19 protein-coding genes are annotated in these 22,372 nt (G+C 34.2%); 16 read left to right on the forward strand and 3 right to left on the reverse strand.

What is annotated here, in order from left to right; genetic code table 11:
* Positions 1 to 2 precede the first annotated feature (2 nt).
* Positions 3 to 752, forward strand: a complete 750-nt coding sequence (locus B0M43_RS03590; protein ID WP_078006813.1) for a tetratricopeptide repeat protein — start codon at positions 3 to 5, stop codon at positions 750 to 752.
* A gap of 404 nt (positions 753 to 1,156) precedes the next feature.
* Here B0M43_RS03590 and B0M43_RS03595 read toward each other — a convergent pair whose 3' ends face one another.
* Positions 1,157 to 1,726, reverse strand: coding sequence for a 5-formyltetrahydrofolate cyclo-ligase (locus tag B0M43_RS03595; protein ID WP_078006812.1), 570 nt, complete (start codon positions 1,724 to 1,726; stop codon positions 1,157 to 1,159).
* Positions 1,713 to 2,705 (reverse strand): succinylglutamate desuccinylase/aspartoacylase family protein, encoded by a 993-nt coding sequence (locus B0M43_RS03600; RefSeq protein ID WP_078006811.1) that lies wholly within the window; start codon positions 2,703 to 2,705, stop codon positions 1,713 to 1,715. The genes B0M43_RS03595 and B0M43_RS03600 overlap by 14 nt, the downstream gene beginning before the upstream one ends.
* 136 nt (positions 2,706 to 2,841) lie before the next feature.
* On the opposite strand from B0M43_RS03600, the gene uvrC reads away from it, so the two are divergent.
* The 13 genes from uvrC (at position 2,842) to B0M43_RS03665 (ending at position 20,123) form a co-directional block, all read left to right on the forward strand.
* A complete protein-coding gene (gene uvrC / locus B0M43_RS03605; protein ID WP_065448801.1) occupies positions 2,842 to 4,635 on the forward strand; it encodes an excinuclease ABC subunit UvrC in 1,794 nt (597 codons plus the stop codon).
* Positions 4,636 to 4,644: 9 nt separating this feature from the next.
* Entirely contained in the window at positions 4,645 to 7,014 is a 2,370-nt protein-coding gene (locus B0M43_RS03610) for a patatin-like phospholipase family protein (protein WP_123921780.1), read from the forward strand.
* A gap of 308 nt (positions 7,015 to 7,322) precedes the next feature.
* Positions 7,323 to 8,477 carry a homogentisate 1,2-dioxygenase gene (locus B0M43_RS03615; protein WP_078006810.1) on the forward strand — a complete coding sequence of 385 codons (1,155 nt, stop codon included), beginning with the start codon at positions 7,323 to 7,325 and terminating at the stop codon, positions 8,475 to 8,477.
* Positions 8,478 to 8,652: 175 nt separating this feature from the next.
* A complete protein-coding gene (gene hppD / locus B0M43_RS03620; RefSeq protein ID WP_065448724.1) occupies positions 8,653 to 9,813 on the forward strand; it encodes a 4-hydroxyphenylpyruvate dioxygenase in 1,161 nt (386 codons plus the stop codon).
* 299 nt (positions 9,814 to 10,112) lie between these two features.
* Entirely contained in the window at positions 10,113 to 10,883 is a 771-nt protein-coding gene (locus tag B0M43_RS03625; protein WP_078006998.1) for a DUF3108 domain-containing protein, read from the forward strand.
* Positions 10,883 to 11,824 carry a tryptophan 2,3-dioxygenase family protein gene (locus B0M43_RS03630; RefSeq protein WP_078006809.1) on the forward strand — a complete coding sequence of 314 codons (942 nt, stop codon included), beginning with the start codon at positions 10,883 to 10,885 and terminating at the stop codon, positions 11,822 to 11,824. Before B0M43_RS03625 ends, B0M43_RS03630 begins: the two co-directional genes overlap by 1 nt.
* Before the next feature lie 21 nt (positions 11,825 to 11,845).
* Positions 11,846 to 13,066: a peptidoglycan DD-metalloendopeptidase family protein gene (locus B0M43_RS03635; RefSeq protein ID WP_078006808.1), complete on the forward strand. Its 1,221-nt coding sequence runs from the start codon at positions 11,846 to 11,848 to the stop codon at positions 13,064 to 13,066.
* A gap of 35 nt (positions 13,067 to 13,101) precedes the next feature.
* Positions 13,102 to 13,722: a hypothetical protein gene (locus tag B0M43_RS03640; RefSeq protein ID WP_078006807.1), complete on the forward strand. Its 621-nt coding sequence runs from the start codon at positions 13,102 to 13,104 to the stop codon at positions 13,720 to 13,722.
* 34 nt (positions 13,723 to 13,756) lie between these two features.
* A complete protein-coding gene (locus tag B0M43_RS03645) occupies positions 13,757 to 14,092 on the forward strand; it encodes a hypothetical protein (RefSeq protein ID WP_065448728.1) in 336 nt (111 codons plus the stop codon).
* A 105-nt stretch (positions 14,093 to 14,197) separates the two neighbouring features.
* Positions 14,198 to 15,841, forward strand: coding sequence for a glucose-6-phosphate isomerase (gene pgi, locus B0M43_RS03650; RefSeq protein ID WP_078006997.1), 1,644 nt, complete (start codon positions 14,198 to 14,200; stop codon positions 15,839 to 15,841).
* A gap of 319 nt (positions 15,842 to 16,160) precedes the next feature.
* On the forward strand, positions 16,161 to 19,007 hold the full coding sequence (locus tag B0M43_RS03655; protein ID WP_065448730.1) for a TonB-dependent receptor domain-containing protein: 2,847 nt from the start codon (positions 16,161 to 16,163) through the stop codon (positions 19,005 to 19,007).
* A 105-nt stretch (positions 19,008 to 19,112) separates the two neighbouring features.
* Positions 19,113 to 19,535 (forward strand): hypothetical protein, encoded by a 423-nt coding sequence (locus tag B0M43_RS03660; RefSeq protein ID WP_065448731.1) that lies wholly within the window; start codon positions 19,113 to 19,115, stop codon positions 19,533 to 19,535.
* Between the two features lie 90 nt (positions 19,536 to 19,625).
* Positions 19,626 to 20,123, forward strand: coding sequence for a septal ring lytic transglycosylase RlpA family protein (locus B0M43_RS03665; RefSeq protein WP_078006806.1), 498 nt, complete (start codon positions 19,626 to 19,628; stop codon positions 20,121 to 20,123).
* Positions 20,124 to 20,207: 84 nt separating this feature from the next.
* On the opposite strand, the gene B0M43_RS03670 is transcribed toward B0M43_RS03665, so the two are convergent.
* Positions 20,208 to 20,663 (reverse strand): DinB family protein, encoded by a 456-nt coding sequence (locus B0M43_RS03670; protein WP_065448733.1) that lies wholly within the window; start codon positions 20,661 to 20,663, stop codon positions 20,208 to 20,210.
* A 77-nt stretch (positions 20,664 to 20,740) separates the two neighbouring features.
* On the opposite strand from B0M43_RS03670, the gene B0M43_RS03675 reads away from it, so the two are divergent.
* Both B0M43_RS03675 and B0M43_RS03680 read left to right on the forward strand, forming a co-directional pair.
* Positions 20,741 to 21,094, forward strand: a complete 354-nt coding sequence (locus tag B0M43_RS03675; protein WP_065448734.1) for an arsenate reductase family protein — start codon at positions 20,741 to 20,743, stop codon at positions 21,092 to 21,094.
* 408 nt (positions 21,095 to 21,502) lie between these two features.
* Entirely contained in the window at positions 21,503 to 22,363 is an 861-nt protein-coding gene (locus B0M43_RS03680) for a YicC/YloC family endoribonuclease (protein ID WP_065448735.1), read from the forward strand.
* The last annotated feature ends 9 nt before the right edge of the window (positions 22,364 to 22,372 follow it).

A 22,372-nucleotide genomic window follows, 5' to 3' on the forward strand; every position in this document is an offset into this window, starting at 1 on the left:
AAATGAAAAACATAGTAGTATATCTTTTTTTATTAATCACTCAGGTTTTCTTTGCTCAAAGCGGCTTTGAGAAAGGAAATGCCTTGTATCAAAAGGGACAATACCAACAGGCTGTTGATGTTTATGAAAGCATTATTAAAGAAGACAAGGAGCACTCTGCAGAGTTGTATTTCAACTTAGGAAATGCCTATTACAAACTCAACAAAGTGGCACCGTCGATCTACAATTATGAAAAAGCATTAGTTTTAAAACCTCACGATCCGGAGACTTTAAACAATTTAAAATTTGCAAAAAAACTAACCATCGATGAGATCAAGGAAATTCCTAAAGTAGGTTTTTCAAAATTAATTCAAAACTTTACAGGCATTTTTGATTATAACACCTGGGCAAAGATTTCTGTTGCTATTGCGTTTGTTTTTTTATTAAGTTTTATTGGCTATTATTTCTCTCAGCTTACGCTTTCAAAAAGACTTTATTTCATAGGAATGTTTGTTCTTTTAGTTGCTTTGTTATTGAGTGTTTCTGCGGGAATAACAGAAAAGGACCATTTTACCAATGATCGCCCGGCGATTGTTTTTGCTGAATTAAGTGAAGTCCGCAGCGAACCACAAAAAGCAGGCGCTGCCATTATATTACTACATGAAGGAGCAAAAGTCTACGTTACTGAAACTGTGGGACAGTGGAAAAAAGTAGAACTAACAGACGGAACAGAAGGCTGGATAGATAGTTCGACAATTAAAGAAGTGAAATAACGCTTTTAAAATCTAAAATTAAAATCCCAAATTCCAACTTAATAACAATTGGAATTTGGGATTTTTATGTCAATCTAAGTCTTTAAACCACATCAGTGATATAAGTAAATTGAAGTCTGATTCGATTAAGTAAATATTTTATTTATGACACGAAGTATCCAACCCAGCCTATTGTAGAGACGCACAGCAGTGCGTCTACATCTAGAATGTTGACAAACTTTGTGTAGACGCACTGCTGTGCGTCTCTACAGAATAAAATGTGAAAATTCAAAAAGATTTTAATTATAACAGAATAAGTTCTCATTACAAACTTTGCGAACTTAAAATCATCACAAACTAAGCCTTATTTCTTTGCGATCTTTGCGGTAAAAAACCACATCCAGTTTTATAATCACTTACAGGATTTAAAAACTATAAACCTTCTCAGGCGTAACACAATAATCCAACTTCACATCAGATTCAAAAACATCTCCTATTTCAGTTTCTGCTTCAAAAAAAGAAAGACCAATTTTGACGGTTTCAGGTTTACATTCGGCTAGAAACTTATCGTAAAAACCTTTTCCGTAACCAACCCGATTTCCTGAAAGATCAAAAGCCAAAAGCGGTACAAAAACTACATCGATAGTTGCTGAGGGAACTGGCAAACCATTTACAGGTTCAGGGATATTATATTCGTTTTTTTTGATTTTGGTATTATCAGTTAATAAAAAATGTGTCATTCCGCGAGTGTCAAAATCGCTTTTAGACACCACAATTTCTTTATCTTTTCCGGAAAGCAAATGCAAAACATATTCCGTATTTACTTCTTTTTGTTCCTCGATAGGCAAAAAAACATGATAATACGTTTTATCCCAGATGGGCAATTGAATTAAATTATTGGCTACAGCCAGACTCTTTTCCTCAAGATCATCAAGAGACAATTCTTTTCGTAGATTTTTATAGTGTAAGCGTAATTCTTTTTTATTCTTCTGCATTTTCAGGATTATTATCGGGGCTGTTTTTAGACATATGATAAATCGCATCGCCTTCGTAAACTATGGGCGAATGATTGGCGTTGATGACAAAACCGTCATGCGGCGCTTTTACTTTCTGTTCAAATTTACCAAACGGATCCGTAATGATAGCCAGAATAGATCCTTTAGTTACATATTTACCAATCAAATTATAATCATGCAATAAACCGGAACATTTGGCGCGCAGCCAAACCGAATTTTTAATATAAATGGAAGGTTCCTTAGCATATTCAACTACTTGCTTAGGATCCAGCATGTTTAGATAATGCAGCAAACGCTTCACTCCCATTACCCCTTCATTGGCGATTACATTATTTATATCTAATGATTTTCCACCTTCAAAAAGCAACATTTTTATATTCGCTTTTTCGCAAGTATTCCTAAAAGATCCATTGATATTTTTAGAATATAACGTAAACGGAGCATTAAAAACATCTGCCAAAATTTTCAATTCAGGATTATTTTCGGTCACCCTAATTTGCGGCGCATTAAATCTGCTGGCACCTCCGGCATGAAAATCGACCGCATAATCAATAATTGGCAAAACTTCTGCAACGATATGGTACGCAAAACGACTCGCCAGAGAACCTTTTTTGCTTCCCGGGAACACGCGGTTTAAATCACGTCCGTCTGGAAACTCGCGGGATTTATTTACAAAACCGTACATATTGATAATCGGAATACAAATTATAGTGCCTTTTGCAGGACGATTAATCTTCTTGCTAATGATTTGACGTACCACTTCGACTCCGTTAATTTCGTCGCCATGAATTCCCGCCGAGAATAAAACTACCGGACCTTCAATTTTTGACCTGCGCACAATAACAGGAATATTCAGCTTTGTGGTCGTATGCAACCTTGCAATTTCAACATTTATTGTTTTATTTTCTCCAGGCAAAATCGATTCGCCAAAAATAACCAGGGGTGTACTATTTTTCATGTAGAATTATAAAATCTAAATATAGAAATTATTCTTTTGATTTCGTAAATTTGAAACTAAATCAGTGTTAAGCTTTTTTTCCGGAATCAAAACGATTTTAGAAAATGCTTTACAGATACTTCAGAAACAAAACAGAATGCAAAAACCGTCTTTAGATCTTCAAATTCAAACCTTGCCGGACAATCCCGGTGTGTATCAATATTATGATAAAGAGGGAAAGATCTTATATGTTGGAAAAGCCAAAAATTTAAAAAAAAGGGTTTCCTCCTATTTCAATAAAATTCACGACACGGCCAAAACAAATGTATTGGTCCGAAAAATTGTAACCATAAAACACATCGTTGTTCCTACCGAAACGGATGCCCTTTTGCTGGAAAACAATTTAATCAAAACCTTGCAGCCACGATATAATGTGTTGCTTCGTGATGACAAAAGTTATCCCTGGATTTGTATTAAAAGAGAACCTTTTTCGAGAATATTCCTGACCAGACGAATGGTCAAAGACGGCTCAGAATATTTTGGGCCTTACACCAGTTTCAAAACGGTACATACCATTCTGGATTTAATCAAAGAATTGTATCCGTTACGAACTTGTAATTATGATTTAAGTAAATCCAACATCGATTCAGGCAAATTCAAAGTTTGTCTCGAATATCATATTGGCAATTGCAAAGGTCCTTGCGAAGGCCTTGAACCTCTTGAAGAATACCAACGGCAAGTTGATGCGATCCGCGAAATCCTGAAAGGAAATTTTAAAGAAAGCATGAAAGACTTCAAGCGATTAATGAACCAATACGCACAGGATTTACGTTTTGAGGAAGCCCAAAAAATCAAAGAAAAAATAGAAATTCTCGAAAATTACCAATCGCGATCTACGATTGTAAACCCTAAAATAACCAATATTGATGTTTTTTCGATCGTGTCTGACGAAAGTGCAGCCTATGTTAACTTTCTTCAAATTTCACACGGATCGATCATTCGTTCGCATACTTTAGAAATCAAGAAAAAACTCGATGAACCTGATGAAGAATTGTTAGAACTGGCAATCATAGAACTTCGCGAACGTTTTCAGTTACTTTCAAAAGAAATCATTGTTCCGTTCGAAATGAATTTGGGCGAAAACATCAAAACAACCGTTCCGCAGCTGGGCGATAAAAAACAGATTCTGGATTTATCCATTCGTAACGCAAAGTTTTACAGAATCGAACAACTCAAACAATTGCAAATTGTAGACCCGGACAGGCACACCAATCGCATCATGGCGCAAATGCAAAAAGATTTACGACTGCCAGTTGAACCTCGCCACATTGAATGTTTTGATAACTCGAATATTCAGGGAACAAATCCCGTTGCAGCTTGCGTAGTTTTTAAAGACGGAAAAGCCAGCAAAAAAGATTATCGCCATTTTAATGTAAAAACCGTCGAAGGTCCTGACGATTTCGCTTCGATGACCGAAATTGTCTATCGCCGCTATAAAAGATTATTAGACGAAAATGAACCTTTGCCCCAGCTTATCATTATCGATGGAGGAAAAGGACAACTTTCTGCAGCCTTAAAAAGTATCGACGCACTGGAACTACGCGGTAAAATTGCCATTATTGGGATCGCAAAACGTCTCGAAGAATTATTTTATCCCGGAGATTCCATTCCATTATATCTCGATAAAAAATCCGAAACATTAAAAGTAATTCAGCAATTACGAAACGAAGCGCATAGATTTGGGATCACTTTTCATCGTGACAAACGTAGCAAAGCGGCTCTGAATTCCTCTGTAGAAAGCATTCCTGGTATAGGCGAAAAAACCATGCTAACGTTAATACAACATTTCAAAAGTGTTAAAAGATTGAAACTGGCAACCGAAAAAGAAATATCTGATGTCATTGGTATATCAAAAGCCAAAAAAATTGTCGACTTTTACAAAATCAACTAGTTATTTTTTATGCGCCCAATCCAGCTGTCCATTTCAAATACTCGGTCAAAACGATTTTTTTCTACTGCAAAAAAAGGAGCTTCTAAAGTCGCTCTTTTTTTACAGGAAAAAATATCGTTTTGCCTCTCGCAGTTTTCCATTTCCATCTGGGGCGTACAGTTGGTGATTTTCACACTTTTATTTTTCAATACACAAAACTCTTTTTCACAAGAAAATAGCGAAAAGGCAAAACAAGACGAAGCCAAAAGACCAAAAATTGGTTTGGTTTTAAGTGGCGGCGGCGCAAAAGGATTTGCACACATAGGAGTTTTAAAAGTTCTCGAAGAAGCAGGAATCAAAATCGATTATATAGGCGGAACCAGTATGGGATCTATCATTGGAGGACTTTATGCCTCAGGTTATAATGCCTCTCAAATTGATTCCATTTTTAAAAGAACCAATTTCGACGAATTGATTAATGACTACATTCCGCGTTCCTCAAAAAACTTTTACGGCAAAAAAAATGACGAATTATATGCCATCGTTTTACCGTTTAGCAATTTTAGAGTTGGGATTCCGGAGGCACTTTCTAAGGGAATGTACAATTATAATTTACTAAGCAGTCTTACCCGCAACGTACGTCATGTACGTGACTTCAATAAACTTCCAACTCCGTTTTTATGTATTGGTACCAATATCGAAACCGGCGAAGAAGTTTTACTCAACAAAGGAAATCTGGTGCAGGCCATGATGGCAAGTGCCGCATTCCCATCGTTATTTACTCCGGTAGAAATCGACGGCAATTTATTGGTCGATGGCGGTGTAGTAAACAATTATCCTATTCAGGAAGTTCGCAATCTGGGTGCTGATATTATTATTGGTGTCGATGTTCAGGACGATTTAATGAAACGAAAAAACCTGAAAAATGCAACGCGTATATTGGTTCAGATTACCAATTTACAGTCGATTGATAAAATGAAAAACAAAATAAAAAACACTGATGTTTATATCAAACCGGACATTCGTGATTATGGCGTTATTTCATTTGACAAAGGCGAACAAATCATCAGAAAAGGTGAAGAAGCCGCTTTTGCCGTTTACGAAAAAATCAAAACATTGGTAAACGAAGACAATTTTTACAAAAAACCAAAACTGAAAATTGCTACCGATACCATTCAAATAGAAAAAATAAATAGCGACAAACTAGACAATTATACCAGAGAATACATTCGCGGAAAACTTCGTTTTAAACCAGGAAGTACCATTACATACGACGATCTTAAAACAGGAATAAACAACTTAAATGCTACTCAAAACTTTAGCACGATCTCCTATTGTCTGCAACCAGACGGCACAAAAGACGATCTTGATTTGGTATTAAAAGAAAACCCAACACAAACGTACCTTAAACTTGGGCTACATTACGACGGACTTTATAAAAGTGGTATTTTACTGAATCTTACCCATAAAAAAACATTCCTGAAAAATGATGTAACATCGCTGGACATTATTCTTGGTGACAATTTCAGGTATGATTTAAATTATTATGTCGAAAACGGGTTCAATATCAGCTTTGGTTTTCGTTCAAGATTAAATCAGTTTAATCGAAATGTAACAACGAGCATTAGTAATCTGGCTACAGAAAATCCAAATGTAAATTTGATTAATGTCGATTTTTTAGACATTACCAATCAGGCTTATTTTCAGACCATCTTTGTACAAAAGTTTTTAATGGGAGGCGGACTCGAATACAAATACCTAAAAATAGATTCGCCAACCCTTTCTAACACAGAAAACATTATCGAAAAGAGTAATTATTTCAGTCTTTTTGGATATTTAAAATACGATTCGTTTGATAATAAATATTTCCCTCATACGGGCTTATATTTTTCCGGAGATTTACAAACCTATCTGGCATCATCAGATTATACAAAACAATTTAAGCCTTTCTCGATTGCAAAAGCCGAAATTGCTTTTGCAAGAACCTTATTCAGGAAAGCCACCATTAAAATTGGAGCCGATGCCGGATTTAATATCGGCAGTGACAGCGTTCCGTTTTTCGATTTTATACTAGGAGGTTTTGGCTACAGCAAAATCAACAACTTCAATTATTTTTATGGATACGACTTTCTAAGTATTGCCGGAAATAGTTTTATAAAAGGAGACATTACATTAGATTACGAAATTTTAAAAAAGAATCACATTAACTTTTCAGCCAATTTTGCCAATTTAGGCGATGACATTTTCACTAGTGTTGACTGGGTTTCTATGCCTAAATATTCCGGATACGCTGTAGGTTATGGGCTGGAAACAATCATTGGCCCAATCGAAATTAAACAATCATGGTCTCCTGAAATGTCTAAAAGTTTTACTTGGTTTAGTATTGGATTCCAATTTTAATACAGTTAATTAAAAATACTGCCTTAATAAAGATCTAGGAATTTTATGGTAAAAAATATTGTTAATGTTTTTTTCACGTTAATAATTGACAAAATGTACAATTTAAATCAATAAAAATTACGACATTTGTTATAATGAAAACAAAATGGACAGGTTTATTAGAGTATCTTCAATTCCTTATCAAGAGAAATCCTGAATAAAACTACCGAATTGAGATAATTGGTCAACACAAAAGTTGAGCTGATTATCTGTTCACACAATTCAAATTTTTCGAATTATCTAATTTACAATTATCTAATAGAAAAGCCATGCCATTATATCATAAACTCGGAAACTTTCCTCAAAAAAGACACACCCAATTCGAAAAACCAAACGGAGGTTTGTACTACGAACAATTATTTGGTACTGAAGGTTTTCACGGACATTCATCATTATCATATCATGTTCACAGACCAACGCAGGTTAAAGAAATTTTAAACTCTTATTCGGTTGAACCCAAAATTGCAATTGGAAAAAACATAAAATCATTATTATTTAAAGGTTTTGAATTGAAACCTGAAAACGATTTTCTGGACAGCCGCAAAGCCATGTTAGTCAATAAAGACTGCATCATTGGATTGGCAGCTCCTAAAGAATCGCTTCGGAATTATTTCTATAAAAATGCCGATGCGGATGAAATGCTTTTCATTCATAAAGGAAAAGGAAAATTAAGAACCATGTTAGGCAATATTCCGTTTGAATATGGAGATTATCTAATTATTCCAAGAGGCATCATTTATCAAATCGAATTTGAGACTGAAGAAAACCGACTATTTTACGTTGAATCTTATTCTCCTTTTTATACTCCAAAACGTTATAAAAACCAATCGGGGCAACATTTAGAACATTCGCCATTTTGCGAACGTGATTTTATTTTGCCAAACGAATTGGAAACACATGACGAAAAAGGCGATTTTTTAATTAAAATCAAAAAAGAAGGCATGATTCACGAAGTGGTTTATGCCACACATCCTTTTGATGTTGTGGGTTGGGACGGTTACAATTTCCCATACGGATTTTCGATTCATAACTTCGAACCAATAACAGGACGTGTTCACCAACCGCCTCCGGTACATCAAACTTTTGAAACGGCCACTTTTGTCGTTTGTTCATTCTGTCCGAGACTTTACGATTATCATCCGAAAGCAATTCCGGCGCCATACAATCACAGTAATATAGATTCTGACGAAGTATTATATTACGTTGATGGCGATTTTATGAGTCGTAATAATATCGAGCAAGGTCATATTACTTTACACCCAAAAGGAATTCCGCATGGTCCGGCGCCAGGCGCAATGGAACGCAGTATTGGTCATAAAGAAACCCACGAATTAGCTGTTATGGTTGATACTTTCAGACCACTTATGGTTACAGAAGAAGCAATGGGACTTGATGATGGGCAATACTATAAATCCTGGACGTAGTAAATTCATCGAGTCGATCTAACCGCAAAGTTCGCAAGGATTTTACGCAAAGATCGCTATGATAAACTTTGCGAACCTTGCGTAAAATCCTTGCGTTCCTTGCGGTTAAAAAACAAATCTTAAAAAACATTTCGGCACATCAAATAAATGATTAACCGATTAAACAATAAACATCATGAGTAAAGAAATAAAATCAGTAGAATACGGATTAGAAAAAATCTTTGAAGGAGCACAAGATTTCCTTCCACTATTAGGAACAGATTATGTAGAATTCTACGTAGGAAACGCAAAACAATCGGCACATTATTACAAAACTGCTTTTGGATATCAGTCATTGGCTTACGCCGGATTGGAAACCGGAGTTAGAGACAGAGCCTCTTATGTTTTAAAACAAGATAAAATCAGAATTGTTTTGACAACGCCTTTAACACAGGACTCACCAATTCATGCACATCTTCAAAAACATGGTGACGGAGTAAAAGTCGCTGCACTTTGGGTTGAAGATGCCAGAAGCGCTTACGAAGAAACCATAAAACGTGGGGCACGTTCTTTTATGGAACCAACCGTGGAATCTGATGAATTTGGAGAAGTAGTTCGTTCGGGAATTTACACTTACGGGGAAACAGTTCACATTTTTGTGGAAAGAAAAAACTACAACGGAGTTTTCCTTCCGGGTTACAAAGAATGGAAATCAGATTATAATCCGGAACCAACAGGATTGAAATATATCGATCACATGGTTGGAAATGTAGGCTGGAACGAAATGAATACCTGGGTAAAATTCTACGAAGAAGTAATGGGATTCGTAAATTTCCTGTCATTTGATGACAAACAAATCACTACAGAATACTCTGCATTGATGAGTAAAGTAATGTCTAACGGAAACGGAAGAATTAAATTCCCAATCAATGAGCCGGCAGAAGGAAAGAAAAAATCGCAAATCGAAGAATACCTGGATTTCTACGGCGGGCCCGGAATTCAGCATATTGCTATTGCAACCGATGATATTATTAAAACCGTATCACAATTAAAAGCACGCGGAGTTGAATTTTTATCTGCTCCTCCTCACACCTATTACCAGGCAATTCCTGAAAGATTAGGAGTTCATATGGATATGATGAAAGAAGATATTAACGAAATTGAAAAATTAGCCATTATGGTTGATGCAGATGAAGATGGTTACTTATTACAAATATTTACCAAGCCGGTTCAGGACAGACCAACGCTTTTTTTCGAAATTATTCAACGAATGGGAGCAAAAGGATTTGGCGCAGGGAACTTTAAAGCCCTTTTTGAGTCGATTGAGAGAGAGCAGGAATTGAGAGGAACACTATAAAACCACAAAATTTTTACATTAAACAGCATAATTCTCTGTAAAATGATGATTTTTATGCAAATGTTATGTTAAACTCGCCTTTTGCTATTTCTTTTTTGAATTTTCTATATATCTTTGCACTCGCAAATCAAGAAGGGGTGGTTTCCTTCTGAATTGATATAAATTTCATAATTTATAGTTTTTTGGTTAGTTAATAGCATAAAAACTCAGTCATTCCTTGACTGAGTTTTTTTGTTTTGGTACATTTGGAATAGAATTTGCATTTCTTTATCTTTATAATGAAATGTAAAAATTGTACTATGAAAAAGATAATCCTACTTATATTAATTCTCACTACACTTGGTTTCGATTCAGCAAGAGAAGACGCTTTCGATACCGGAGAATACTTCAAATTCCGAATTCACTACGGAATTATCAATGCCGGTTACGCCACACTTGAAGTAAAAGACGCTACAATAAGTAACAAAAAAGTATTTCATGCTATTGGCAAAGGCTACACTACCGGAATGTCAAAATTATTTTTTAAAGTAGAAGATTTGTACGAAAGCTATTTTGACAAACAAACAGGAAATCCTTACCGTTATGTTCGAAAAATCAACGAGGGCGGCTACACAAAAGATCAGGAAGGTTTTTTTAATCAAAACGAAAACAGGATTTTAGTTAAAGATTACAAACGCAAAACCGAAAAAACGATTGTTATAACAGATAATGTTCAGGATATAATTTCGTCATTTTATTATTTAAGAAATCATCCTAATATTGACAAACTTAAATCAGGGGAATCGATCACAATCGACATGTTTTTTGATGACGAAATCACAAAATTTAAGTTAAAATATATAGGTCGTCAGGATATTACAACTAAATTTGGAACCGTTTCTACAATGATGTTTAAACCTTTGGTGCAAACAGGACGCGTTTTTAAAGAAAAAGAAAGCGTAACACTTTGGATAACAGACGACGACAACAAAGTTCCGGTTAGAATAAAAGCAGATCTTGCTGTAGGGTCACTCAAGGCAGACCTAGACGAATATAAAGGATTAAAAAATCCGTTTAAAGTAAAAAAATAATGAATACCACAGATCATTCTGAATCAATTTTAAAAGAAATTGACCTTAAATTTCAAGCTATTAATCAAAAAACTGAAGTTCAGTTAGAAGGATTACTTTGGTCAAAACCAATTACTTATTGGGATTACATTCAGACTGATGCTCTTTTGAATTTACAAATACAACGCACCACACTTCCTGACGAAATGGTTTTTATCATGTACCATCAGGTAAATGAATTAATTTTTAAAATGATTTTGTGGGAAATCGATCAAATTGCAGACACACAGAACATTCAGGTTGATTTTTTTAGCGAAAGATTATCCAGAATCACACGTTATTTTGACATGCTGACCAATTCGTTCAGCATCATGGAAAACGGGATGGACGTTGATCAATACATGAAATTTAGAAATACACTAACTCCCGCAAGTGGTTTTCAAAGTGCACAATACAGATTGATAGAATTTGCCTCGACAGATGTCATCAATTTAACGGATCGCAGATACAAAGATAATTTTGATGAAAATACAGATTTAGAAACAAGTTTTGAACATTTGTACTGGCAAGCTGCCGGAAAAGATTATCATACCGGAGAAAAATCATACCTGCTTAAAGAATTTGAAAATAAATATAAAGATCAATTCCTGAAACAAATTTCTGCATTCAAAACAAAAAATATCTGGCAGAAATTCACACAACTTCCTATCGAAAATCAGCAAAATCCAGCATTAATTGAAGCAATGCGTCACTATGACAAAACAGTGAATATCACTTGGGTTATGCAGCATTTAAATACAGCAAGAAAATATATTTTAGAAAGCGGAAAAGGCAATGGTGAAGCCACAGGAGGAAGCGACTGGCAAAAATATATGCATCCAAAATACCAAAGACGCATCTTTTTTCCTAAATTGTGGACCGAAGAAGAATTGTCTAATTGGGGAACTGAAACCACAGTTTAATTTCCAAAAAAATAAATAAGTTTGAAAAAAATACTCGTAATTATAATCCTGCTATTTTCAATAATTTCATGTAATAAAACCGCTGAAAAAGTTGAAATTAAAATTACAAAACCAAAAACCAAGAAAGTAGAATTTGGTTTTAATTACGCGGATTTTAATGTTCTTCAAGACACTATAAAAAAAGGAGATTCTTTTGGATCTATCATTCAAGGTCAAAATATTGGCGACAAAAAAGTCTTTGATGTTGTCGAGCAAATAAAAGATTCTTTTAATGTAAGAAGCATTCGATACAACAAACCTTACACTATTCTTCGATCAAAAAACAAAACAAACCAACTGCAGGTTTTTATTTATCAGCCAGATGCATTATCTTATTATGTAATCGATTTTCGCGATAGTATTGCAAAAGCTTACAAAAAAGTAAAACCCGTTACACTTAAACGCAAAATTATTGGTGGCGTTTTAAAAAGTTCATTATCCGAAACTTTAGGAAACGAAAGTGTAGAAACAGCACTTGCCAGCAGAATTACAAAAGTCTTCTCCTGGTCTATCGACTTTTTTAAACTTAAAAAAGGAGACCGCTATGGTTTAATTTTTACAGAACGTTTTATAAACGGTAAAACCTATGATGGAGTTGAAGATCTTGAAGCTGCATTTTTTGAATATAAAGGAAAAATAGTATACGCATTCCCGTTTGAAAAAGATACGCTATCAGGAAAAGTAGAATATTATGATGATGAAGGAAAAACACTGAAAAATTTCTTCCTGAAAACACCAATCAAATTTAGTCGAATTACTTCGAGATTTACTGCAAACAGATTTCACCCTGTTCAACACACCTGGAAAGCACACAAAGGAACTGATTATGCTGCTCCAACAGGAACACCAATTTCAACCACAGCATCCGGAGTTGTAGAAGCAACGGGATACACTGCAGGAAACGGAAATTTTGTAAAAGTAAAGCATAACGGAACTTACTCTACTCAGTATTTACACATGTCGAGAATTTTAGTAAAACGCGGACAAAGAGTGACACAAGGACAAACTATTGGCTTAGTAGGAAGCACAGGATTAGCTACCGGACCTCACGTTTGCTATCGCTTCTGGAAAAATGGAATTCAGGTTGATGCACTTCGACTTAACTTACCTACAGGAGAATCACTGACAGGAAATGACAGATCACGCTTTATGAAGCAAATCGAACCTTTGAAAAGAGAATTAGATAGCATTGGTAATTTATAAATTTCTTAAAATCTCAATTTTTAAATAGTAAGGAAATGAAAAACGCTCGTCTTAAAGCAATTTATAATGAAACTTTTTCAGGTTTAAAACTATTCTACAGAGACACCGATTTATCTGATGCGTTAATTTCAAATTACAAGGTTGGGCAAATTATTCAGGAAAAAGGTTTTACCGACATGAGTTCTTTGGGCGGCGGGATTTCCGGCAATTTAAGATATTTAATAGCGAGTGCTCATCCAAAAGATTTATCTAAATTCAATCCTGATTCAGCAAAAAACGGTCACTTTCTTTTAGATTCTATTGCTTATTTTAAAGTATTGGACATTTATAAGATTGAAAACAAAACACAGGTTTTCCTTTTAAATATTCCCGACACTTCTTTAACGCTTCTTAAAAATTCAACTTCAAACTTAGAGGAAGAAATTATCGAAAAAGCGCGAAAAAAATTTTCAAACAAAATCAATTTACCTTTAGTTCCGGAACTACAAACTGAGAAGTGGAAAGAAAGAACTAAATCCCCCATTGGAATAGATGAAAATGGCCAATTGTTTTTTGATGATTCTAAGGTTAAAACTGAACCATTAAAAAGAATAGAGATAAATGTCGCCAAGAAAACAATTGAAGTGAATAAAAAACCCTGGTGGAAAATTTGGTAAAAACCTCTTTTTCTACTCAACCATCAGTCAATTAATGAAAAGAACTTTACTACTATTTTCTTCTACAATAATTTTAGGATGTTCTCAGCCACATGCTTTTGTTTTAAACGACACAAAAGAAGATAAATATTATGTCTTAAAACTAGTCAACCAAGCCTTTAAGGAAGATCAAATTGATAAATCGCCTTTAATTGTAATAAATGGAGTTCCCTTTAAATATGACAAAAAACAGGACACCATAATATTACCTCTTAAAAAAACTGACATTATAGATTTAGATTTTTTAAATAAAAACAGCAGTCGCATCATTTATAATGAAAGAGAAAATGATGGCGCCATTATAATAACAGCAAAACAAATAAACTTATAAATCGTTTTCGTAACTATTTGTTATATAATTGTGAAGCTTAAAGCTATTAAAAGTAATTTCAGTATTTTTGTTTTTTTTATAACCACATTCTCAATTAAACAAAAAATGGCTTTAAACACAACAAACCCAACCGGGACTGAAGCGTGGAAAAATCTGCAAAACCACTATAACGCAATTCACGAAACTACGATACAAGAATTATTTCAACAAGATAATGCTCGTGTTGAAAAATTCAATTTACAATGGAACGACTTTTTAGTAGATTATTCTAAAAACAATATCAGCCAGGAAACTGTTGCTCTTTTATTAGAATTGGCCAATTCGATTGGATTAAAAGAAGCGATCTCTCAATATTTTGGCGGAGAAATCATCAACCAAACAGAAAACCGTGCTGTTCTGCATACTGCTTTGCGTGCGCCTGAATCGGCAACTATAAAAGTTGATGGCGAAAATGTAATTCCCGAAGTTTACGAAGTAAAAAATAAAATAAAACAATTCAGCCACGAAGTTATTTCTGGCGAAAGAAAAGGTTTTACAGGAAAAGCGTTTACTGATGTTGTAAATATTGGTATTGGAGGTTCTGACCTTGGTCCGGTTATGGCAGTTGAAGCATTACAGTTTTATAAAAATCATTTAAACCTACATTTCGTTTCTAATGTTGATGGCGATCACGTTAATGAAGTAATTAAAAAATTAAATCCTGAAACGACTTTATTTTTAATTGTTTCTAAAACTTTTACTACTCAGGAAACCTTATCAAATTCTGAAACAATCAAAGAATGGTTTTTGAAATCAGCTTCTCAGGAAGATATTGCAAAACACTTTGTAGCAGTTTCTACTAATATTCAAAAAGTAACTGAATTTGGGATTAATCCGGATAACGTTTTCCCGATGTGGGATTGGGTTGGAGGAAGATTCTCTTTATGGAGCGCCGTAGGTTTAAGCATTAGTTTAGCAATAGGTTTCGATAATTACAATGATTTATTGAAAGGTGCCAACGAAATGGACGACCATTTTAAATCGGCAGAATTCGACGAAAACATTCCTGTAATTCTGGCCTTGTTAAGTGTTTGGTATAACAATTTCTTTGGAGCAGAAAGTGAAGCCTTGATTCCATACACACAATATTTATCTAAATTAGCTCCTTACTTGCAACAGGCTACTATGGAAAGTAACGGAAAAAGTGTTGGCCGTGACGGAAAACCTGTGAACTACCAAACGGGAACTATCATTTGGGGAGAACCGGGAACAAACTCGCAACATGCCTTTTTTCAATTGATTCACCAGGGAACAAAATTAATTCCGACTGATTTTATTGGATTTGTTAAACCATTATATGGCAATGAAGATCACCATGATAAACTGATGTCTAACTTTTTTGCTCAGACAGAGGCTTTATTAAACGGAAAAACAGCAGCACAAGTTCAGGCCGAATTTGACAAACAGGGACTTTCGGCAGAAAAAGCATCTTATTTATTACCCTTCAAAGTTTTTACAGGAAACAAACCAACGAACACTATCTTAATTCAAAAATTGACACCTAAAAGTTTAGGTTCGTTAATTGCTTTATATGAACATAAAATTTTCGTTCAGGGTGTTATCTGGAACATTTTTAGTTTTGATCAGTGGGGAGTAGAATTAGGAAAACAATTGGCTAATTCTATTTTAGATGAAATTAACACTAAAACGGTAAAAAATCATGATAGTTCGACTTCATTTTTGTTAAATCACTTTTTGAAGAACAAATAGAAACTGAATAAAAAAAATCTCAATAAACTGAAACGCCTTAATTTAAGAAAAATTAAGGCGTTTTTTCGTATAAAAACAATACAAAAACTACCTAAAAGACTGATTATTGCAAGTTTAGCACTACAAGACAGTTCAAATCATTACGATTTTAACAAAATACAGTAGTAAAAATTTAAAAAATCGTTATTTTATTTAATAAAAAAAGAAAAAATCATTTTAATGCGCAACAGATTATATAAAACTTATTTTTCTTAACATTTTGATAACACTATCTGATTTAATTGTTATAATTTTGCCAAAAACAATAAACTAATAACAAATGAAGACAATGAAAAATTGGTTACTCACTGGACTATTGTTCATGATAGTTTCAACCGCATTTTCTCAAGGAAAAATTACAGGTATGATTACCGACGGAGTTGGATCATTACCGGGAGCAAACGTAGTGATAAAAGGATCTGCGACTGCCACTTCTACAGATTTTGACGGTAAATTTACTTTGAATGCAACAACAAGTACAGGAGAAATCGTTATTTCTTTTTTAGGTTACGAGAACAAAACTGTTAAATTTTCAGTTTCTGGCGGTTCTACAAATTTAGGAACAATCGTTTTAACTTCTAATTCAAACGAATTAAGCGAAATTGTTGTAAAAAGTTCAGTTGTCGACATTGCAAAAGACAGAAAAACTCCTGTAGCAGTTTCTACAATTAAAGCTGCTGAAATTCAGGAAAAATTAGGAACTCAGGAATTTCCGGAGATCTTAAGAAACACTCCTTCAGTATATGTTACTAAATCAGGTGGTGGTTTTGGAGATTCAAGAATCAACATTCGTGGATTCAACCAAAACAACATCGCTGTAATGATCAACGGTATGCCGGTTAACGACATGGAAAACGGTTCTGTTTACTGGAGTAACTGGGCTGGTTTATCAGATGTAACATCTGCAATGCAGGTTCAAAGAGGTTTAGGAGCTTCTAAACTTGCAACTCCATCAGTTGGGGGAACAATCAACATTGTAACTAAATCTTCTGACAAAAAAGAAGGCGGATCTTTCGCTTCTGGTTTTGGAAATGGAAGAAACTTTAAAATTCAGGGTTCATATAACACTGGTAAATTAGACAATGGTCTTTCTGCTTCTATCTTGTTATCTCAAACAATGGGAGACGGTTACGTAGACGGAACTCAATTTGAAGGTTCTAACTATTATGTAGCTTTAGGATACGGTACAAAAAGCGGTAAACATGACTTTCAACTTACTGTAACAGGTGCTCCACAATGGCACAACCAAAGATCTACAATATCTACAATTGCTACTTACCAACAATACGGACGTAACAATGATCCAAACATCAGATACAATGCTGATAACGGATATTTGAATGGTGAAGAATATAACATCAGAAAAAATTACTACCACAAACCTATTGCTTCGTTCAACTGGGATTATAAAATCAATGAAACTACAAAACTTTCATCTGTTCTTTATGCCTCTATGGGACGTGGTGCAGGAGCTAGTGCAACTGGAGGAATTAAAGGAAAAGGATATAGTGATGCTATAGCTTTTAGAAGACCGGACGGTTTAGTAGATTACGATAAAATCGTAGCATATAACTCTGGTACACCAGTTACTATTGCAGGTCTTACAGGACCTCAACAAAGACAACAAATTAATGGTGTTTACCAAAACAGTTCTTACTTTAACTCAAGTTCAAATATTGCGGATTACAATCCACAAACTAACATTAATACTACTGGTATCTCACAAACTTCATCTATCAACTCTCATGACTGGTTTGGTGCAGTAATCAACTTGAATAAAAAACTATCTAATACATTAACTTTAGATTTTGGTTTTGACGGAAGAACTTACAAAGGATACCACTATACAGTTTTGAATAACTTATTAGGCGGAGGTGAGTATTATGACAATTTTATTGCTGATCAAAAACCAACCGGTAGACGTTTAACTACAACTTATGATACCGATGTTCAATGGAATGTTTTTAAAAAGCCAGACTATGAGAAAATTTCTTTCAACAGTACTGGTAATGTAAAATGGTATGGTGTATTTACTCAATTAGAATACTCTAAAGATAATTTAACAGCATTCGTTCAGGGAGCTATATCACAACAAGGTTACAAAAGAGAAGATAATTTTGTATACAAAACAACTGATCCATTATCTTCTACTCCGTACAAAAACGTTACAGGTGGAAACGTAAAAGGTGGAGCTAATTACAACATCAACGAGAAACACAATGTTTTTGTGAATGCTGGATACTACTCAAGACAACCGTTCTTTAATTCAGTTTATCCAAACAACAAATCTACAGTAAACCCTAACCTTACTAACGAGAAAATCATTGGATTTGAAGCTGGTTATGGTTTCCGTTCTAAATTCTTTAATGCTTCGGTAAACCTTTACAACACAACCTGGAATGACAGGTACTTAAAAGGTAATGCACTTAATGCTTCAGCAACTATTCCTGCAAACTCAACTTATACCGAATTCGTAGGTCTTAACGAGGTTCACTCTGGATTTGAATTTGAAGGTAGCTCAAATATTACTGAAAGATTAAAAATCACAGGTATGTTCTCTTACGGAATCTGGGAATACAAAGGAAATGCTACTGTAAACGCTTACAACCAGGCAGACAATACACCAGTTGTAGGATACACTGCAGCAACTGTATACATGGACAAAGTAAAAGTAGGTGATGCTGCACAACTTACTGCATCTTTAGGAGCTTCTTACGAAGTTGTAACAAGAGTAACTATCGACGCTAACTACAACTTTAATGACAAATTATATGCTGGATTAAACCCGGTAAACTTTACATCTGCAACTAACAAAGGAGCTTTAGAATTACCTTCTTACGGTTTAATGGATGCTGGTTTCTCTTATAAAATGTTAGTAGGTAAGGACAAAGACAAATCGGTAAACTTCAGATTAAACGTTAACAACGTTTTTAATGAAATTTACATTGCTGAAGCAAGAACTAATACTTTTGCTGATGATAATCTTCCTGTAGCTTCTGGACAACCAGCTGGCTCAAAAGGAACTTACGCTTCAAACGGAATGCTTTATGACGGAGTTGCTAACGTAAACACTGTATTCTTCGGATTTGGAAGAACATGGAACTTTACACTACGTTACGATTTCTAATATTTAGAATCTAAATAAATACCAAAAAACGGCATTGACTTTTAGTCTAATGCCGTTTTTTTTATGCCTTTTTTGCTATATTTGTTTTAACAAAAAAATTAATTTATGTACCATTTTCTACAAAAATTCCATTCTGGCTGGGCTTATTTAGCACTTTTGCTTTTATTAGTTGCAGTTGTAAACGCTATCATTGGAGTAACGTCTAAGAAAGATTTTACCGCTAAAGACCGTAAAATTGCATTGTTTGCCTTAATAGGAACTCACACTCAATTATTGATTGGAATACTACTTTATTTTGTTTCTCCGCTTGGAAAAGCAGCTTTTGGACAAATGTCTAACGCAGAACTAAGATTAACTTCATTAGAACATCCATTAATCAATCTTATTGCTATTATTTTGATTACTATTGGATGGTCGAAACATAAAAAATTAATCAATAGCGAAGCTAAATTTAAAACTTTTGCTATTTATTACGGATTAGGATTATTGCTTATATTAAGTAGAATCCCGTGGAACTTATGGTTCTAAAAAAACCAATTAAAGCCCTAAAATAATAGGGCTTTTTTTATCTCGGCATATTATTTGTACAAACTCCCCAAGTCTGAAAAAAAATAAAAAATGAGAAGTAAAAAAAACATTATACTTACCAGCCTTACACTAACTTTTTTAAGTTGTTTTACCTATGTTATAAGTCAAACAAAACCAGCAACAGAGCCTAAACCTAAAAGTACACAGGATACGGTAAAAATGCTAAAACCGGACATACTTGCCATTCCAACTGATTCGGTTTTTACTGACAAAGGCTTAAAATTAAAACCTTATAAAAAAAACGCACACGCTTCTTACTACGCTGATCGTTTTAACGGAAAAAAAACTGCAAGTGGAGCACGATTTAGCAATAGTAAATATACTGCAGCACATAAAAAACTGCCATTTGGTACCAGAATAAAAGTAACAAATGAAGCTAACGGAAAATTTGTCATCGTAAAAGTAACAGATCGTGGTCCGTTTGTAAGAACAAGAGAACTTGATTTATCGAAAAGAGCTTTTATGGAAATCACCAAGCACAAAGGAAGTGGCGCTATGAAAGTAACAATTGAAACTATAGTAGAATAGTAAAGAAATTCTAAATGTAACCCGACAGGTTTAAAAATCTATCGGGTTTGTTGTTTTATTTAAGTACCTAACAATTAGAAGAGATTAAAGAAACTTTCTGATACTCATAATAATTCCGGTATGAATTCCTTCGTGATAATTAACGAAATTTAAAGCATCATCAACATTTTTCAAATCAAAACCCATACTTGTGGTATATGCATTGTAATTAACAAAAATATTGGCTTCAAAATCTTTTATAGTTTGATTGAGAGTCGAAGATAGTAAGCCTCTTATTTCATCAACTTCTGATTGCGACACATCGCCTTCGGGTTTTGTTCCTTTAGAATATTTCGATAAAAATTCATCAGAAACCTGTAAAGGTAAACCTGATAATTTATAAACTAAAACCTGTTGTGAAGCAATGCAATGCGCAATATTCCAAATCAGGTTATTATTAAATCCTGACGGGATTTTATTTAATTGTTCTAAGGAATGATGATCTAAAATCTTTAACAGAATTTCTCTAATGGTTTTCTGTACTTCAAAAACTGAGTTCATAATTTTATTTTTTTTCTAAAATTAGTCATTTTTCAGTTTTAAATGGATTTTCTTTGTAGTCTCTTAAATTAAAAAACATGAATAAAATATACTATTTGGCTTCTTGCGATACGTGTCGCAAAATCATCAAAAGCTTGCCTAAAGATAATGATCTGGTGTTTCACGATATCAAACAAAACCCTATTACTGAAGCTGAACTGGAGGAAATGCACAAACTTGCCGGAAGTTACGAGGCTTTGTTTAGTAAGAAAGCGCAATTATATAAATCAATGGATTTGAAAAACAAATCTTTGACTGAGGACGATTATAAAAAATACATCTTAGAACATTACACGTTTATCAGTCGTCCGGTTTTTATTATTGATGAAAAAATTTACATTGGCAATACGCAACCTGTGACATTACAGGTGATGAAAGCTTTAGAAAAATAAAGTGCTAAAATGGCCGGGTTTGGGTTAGGGATTACTTCACTATAATTTTATTTTATTTTATTTTAGTGTTAAGTGAACTTCGTTTGAAGCGGAAATCCTTTTTTTGAGCTTTTTCTGCTCAAAAAAAGATTGGGAGCGGATAGCCCGGTCCGCCGCGGCGGAAACGCCCAAAAACTAAAACGCCGGTGGCGAAAAAAGTTAGCCACAAATTGCACAAATTTTCACAAATTTCATTCTTTTTTAATTTGAATTCTAAAAATATTTTCAAAGTTAGCCTGGAAAAAATTTGTGGAAATTTGTGGAATTTACGGTAAAAAAACTTTACACAAAGCTGACTTTAACAGATTAGCGATTTAAAACTCAAGACTGCAAAGTTTTATTTATCTTTGCGCCTTTATACTCAATTATATGATACAATCTATGACAGGGTTTGGCAAAGCTTCTTTGCAATTGCCTACAAAAAAAATTACCGTTGAAGTAAAATCCTTAAATAGTAAAGGTTTAGATTTAAACGTAAGAATGCCGTCGCTTTATCGCGAGATGGAACTTGGTTTAAGAACTCAAATCTCTACAAAACTGGAAAGAGGGAAAATTGATTTCGGGATTTACATTGAAAGTACTTCTGAACAAACTTCGACAAAAGTAAATGTACCTGTTGTAAAAAACTACATTGCTCAGCTTAGAGAAGTTTATCCTGGCGCTGACGAAACTGAATTGATGAAAATGGCCGTTCGTATGCCAGATACGCTAAAAACGGAACGTGAGGAAATCGATGAAAACGATTGGGAACAAATTCAGGTGATTATTGAAGAGGCTTTACAAAACATTTTGACTTTTAGAAAAGATGAAGGTGAATCTCTGGAAAAAGAATTCAACTTAAGAATTGGAAATATTCGTCAATACATGAACGATGCTTTGGCTCTTGATCCGGAACGTGTTCAGGCGATAAAAGACCGTTTGCAAACTGCAATTTCTGAATTGAAAGTGAATGTGGATGAAAATCGTTTCGAACAGGAATTGATTTATTATCTTGAAAAACTGGATATTACGGAGGAGAAAGTGCGTTTGACAAATCATTTGGATTATTTCTTAGAAACGATTAAAGGCACTGAAGCTAATGGTCGTAAATTAGGTTTTATTACTCAGGAAATGGGTCGCGAGATCAATACAATGGGTTCTAAATCTAATCATGCTCAAATGCAGAAGTTGGTGGTGATGATGAAGGATGAATTGGAAAAGATTAAAGAACAGGTTTTGAATGTCTTGTAATATTACATT

It is taken from the genome of Flavobacterium sp. KBS0721 (assembly GCF_002007065.3).
GTDB classification, from domain to species: domain Bacteria; phylum Bacteroidota; class Bacteroidia; order Flavobacteriales; family Flavobacteriaceae; genus Flavobacterium; species Flavobacterium piscis.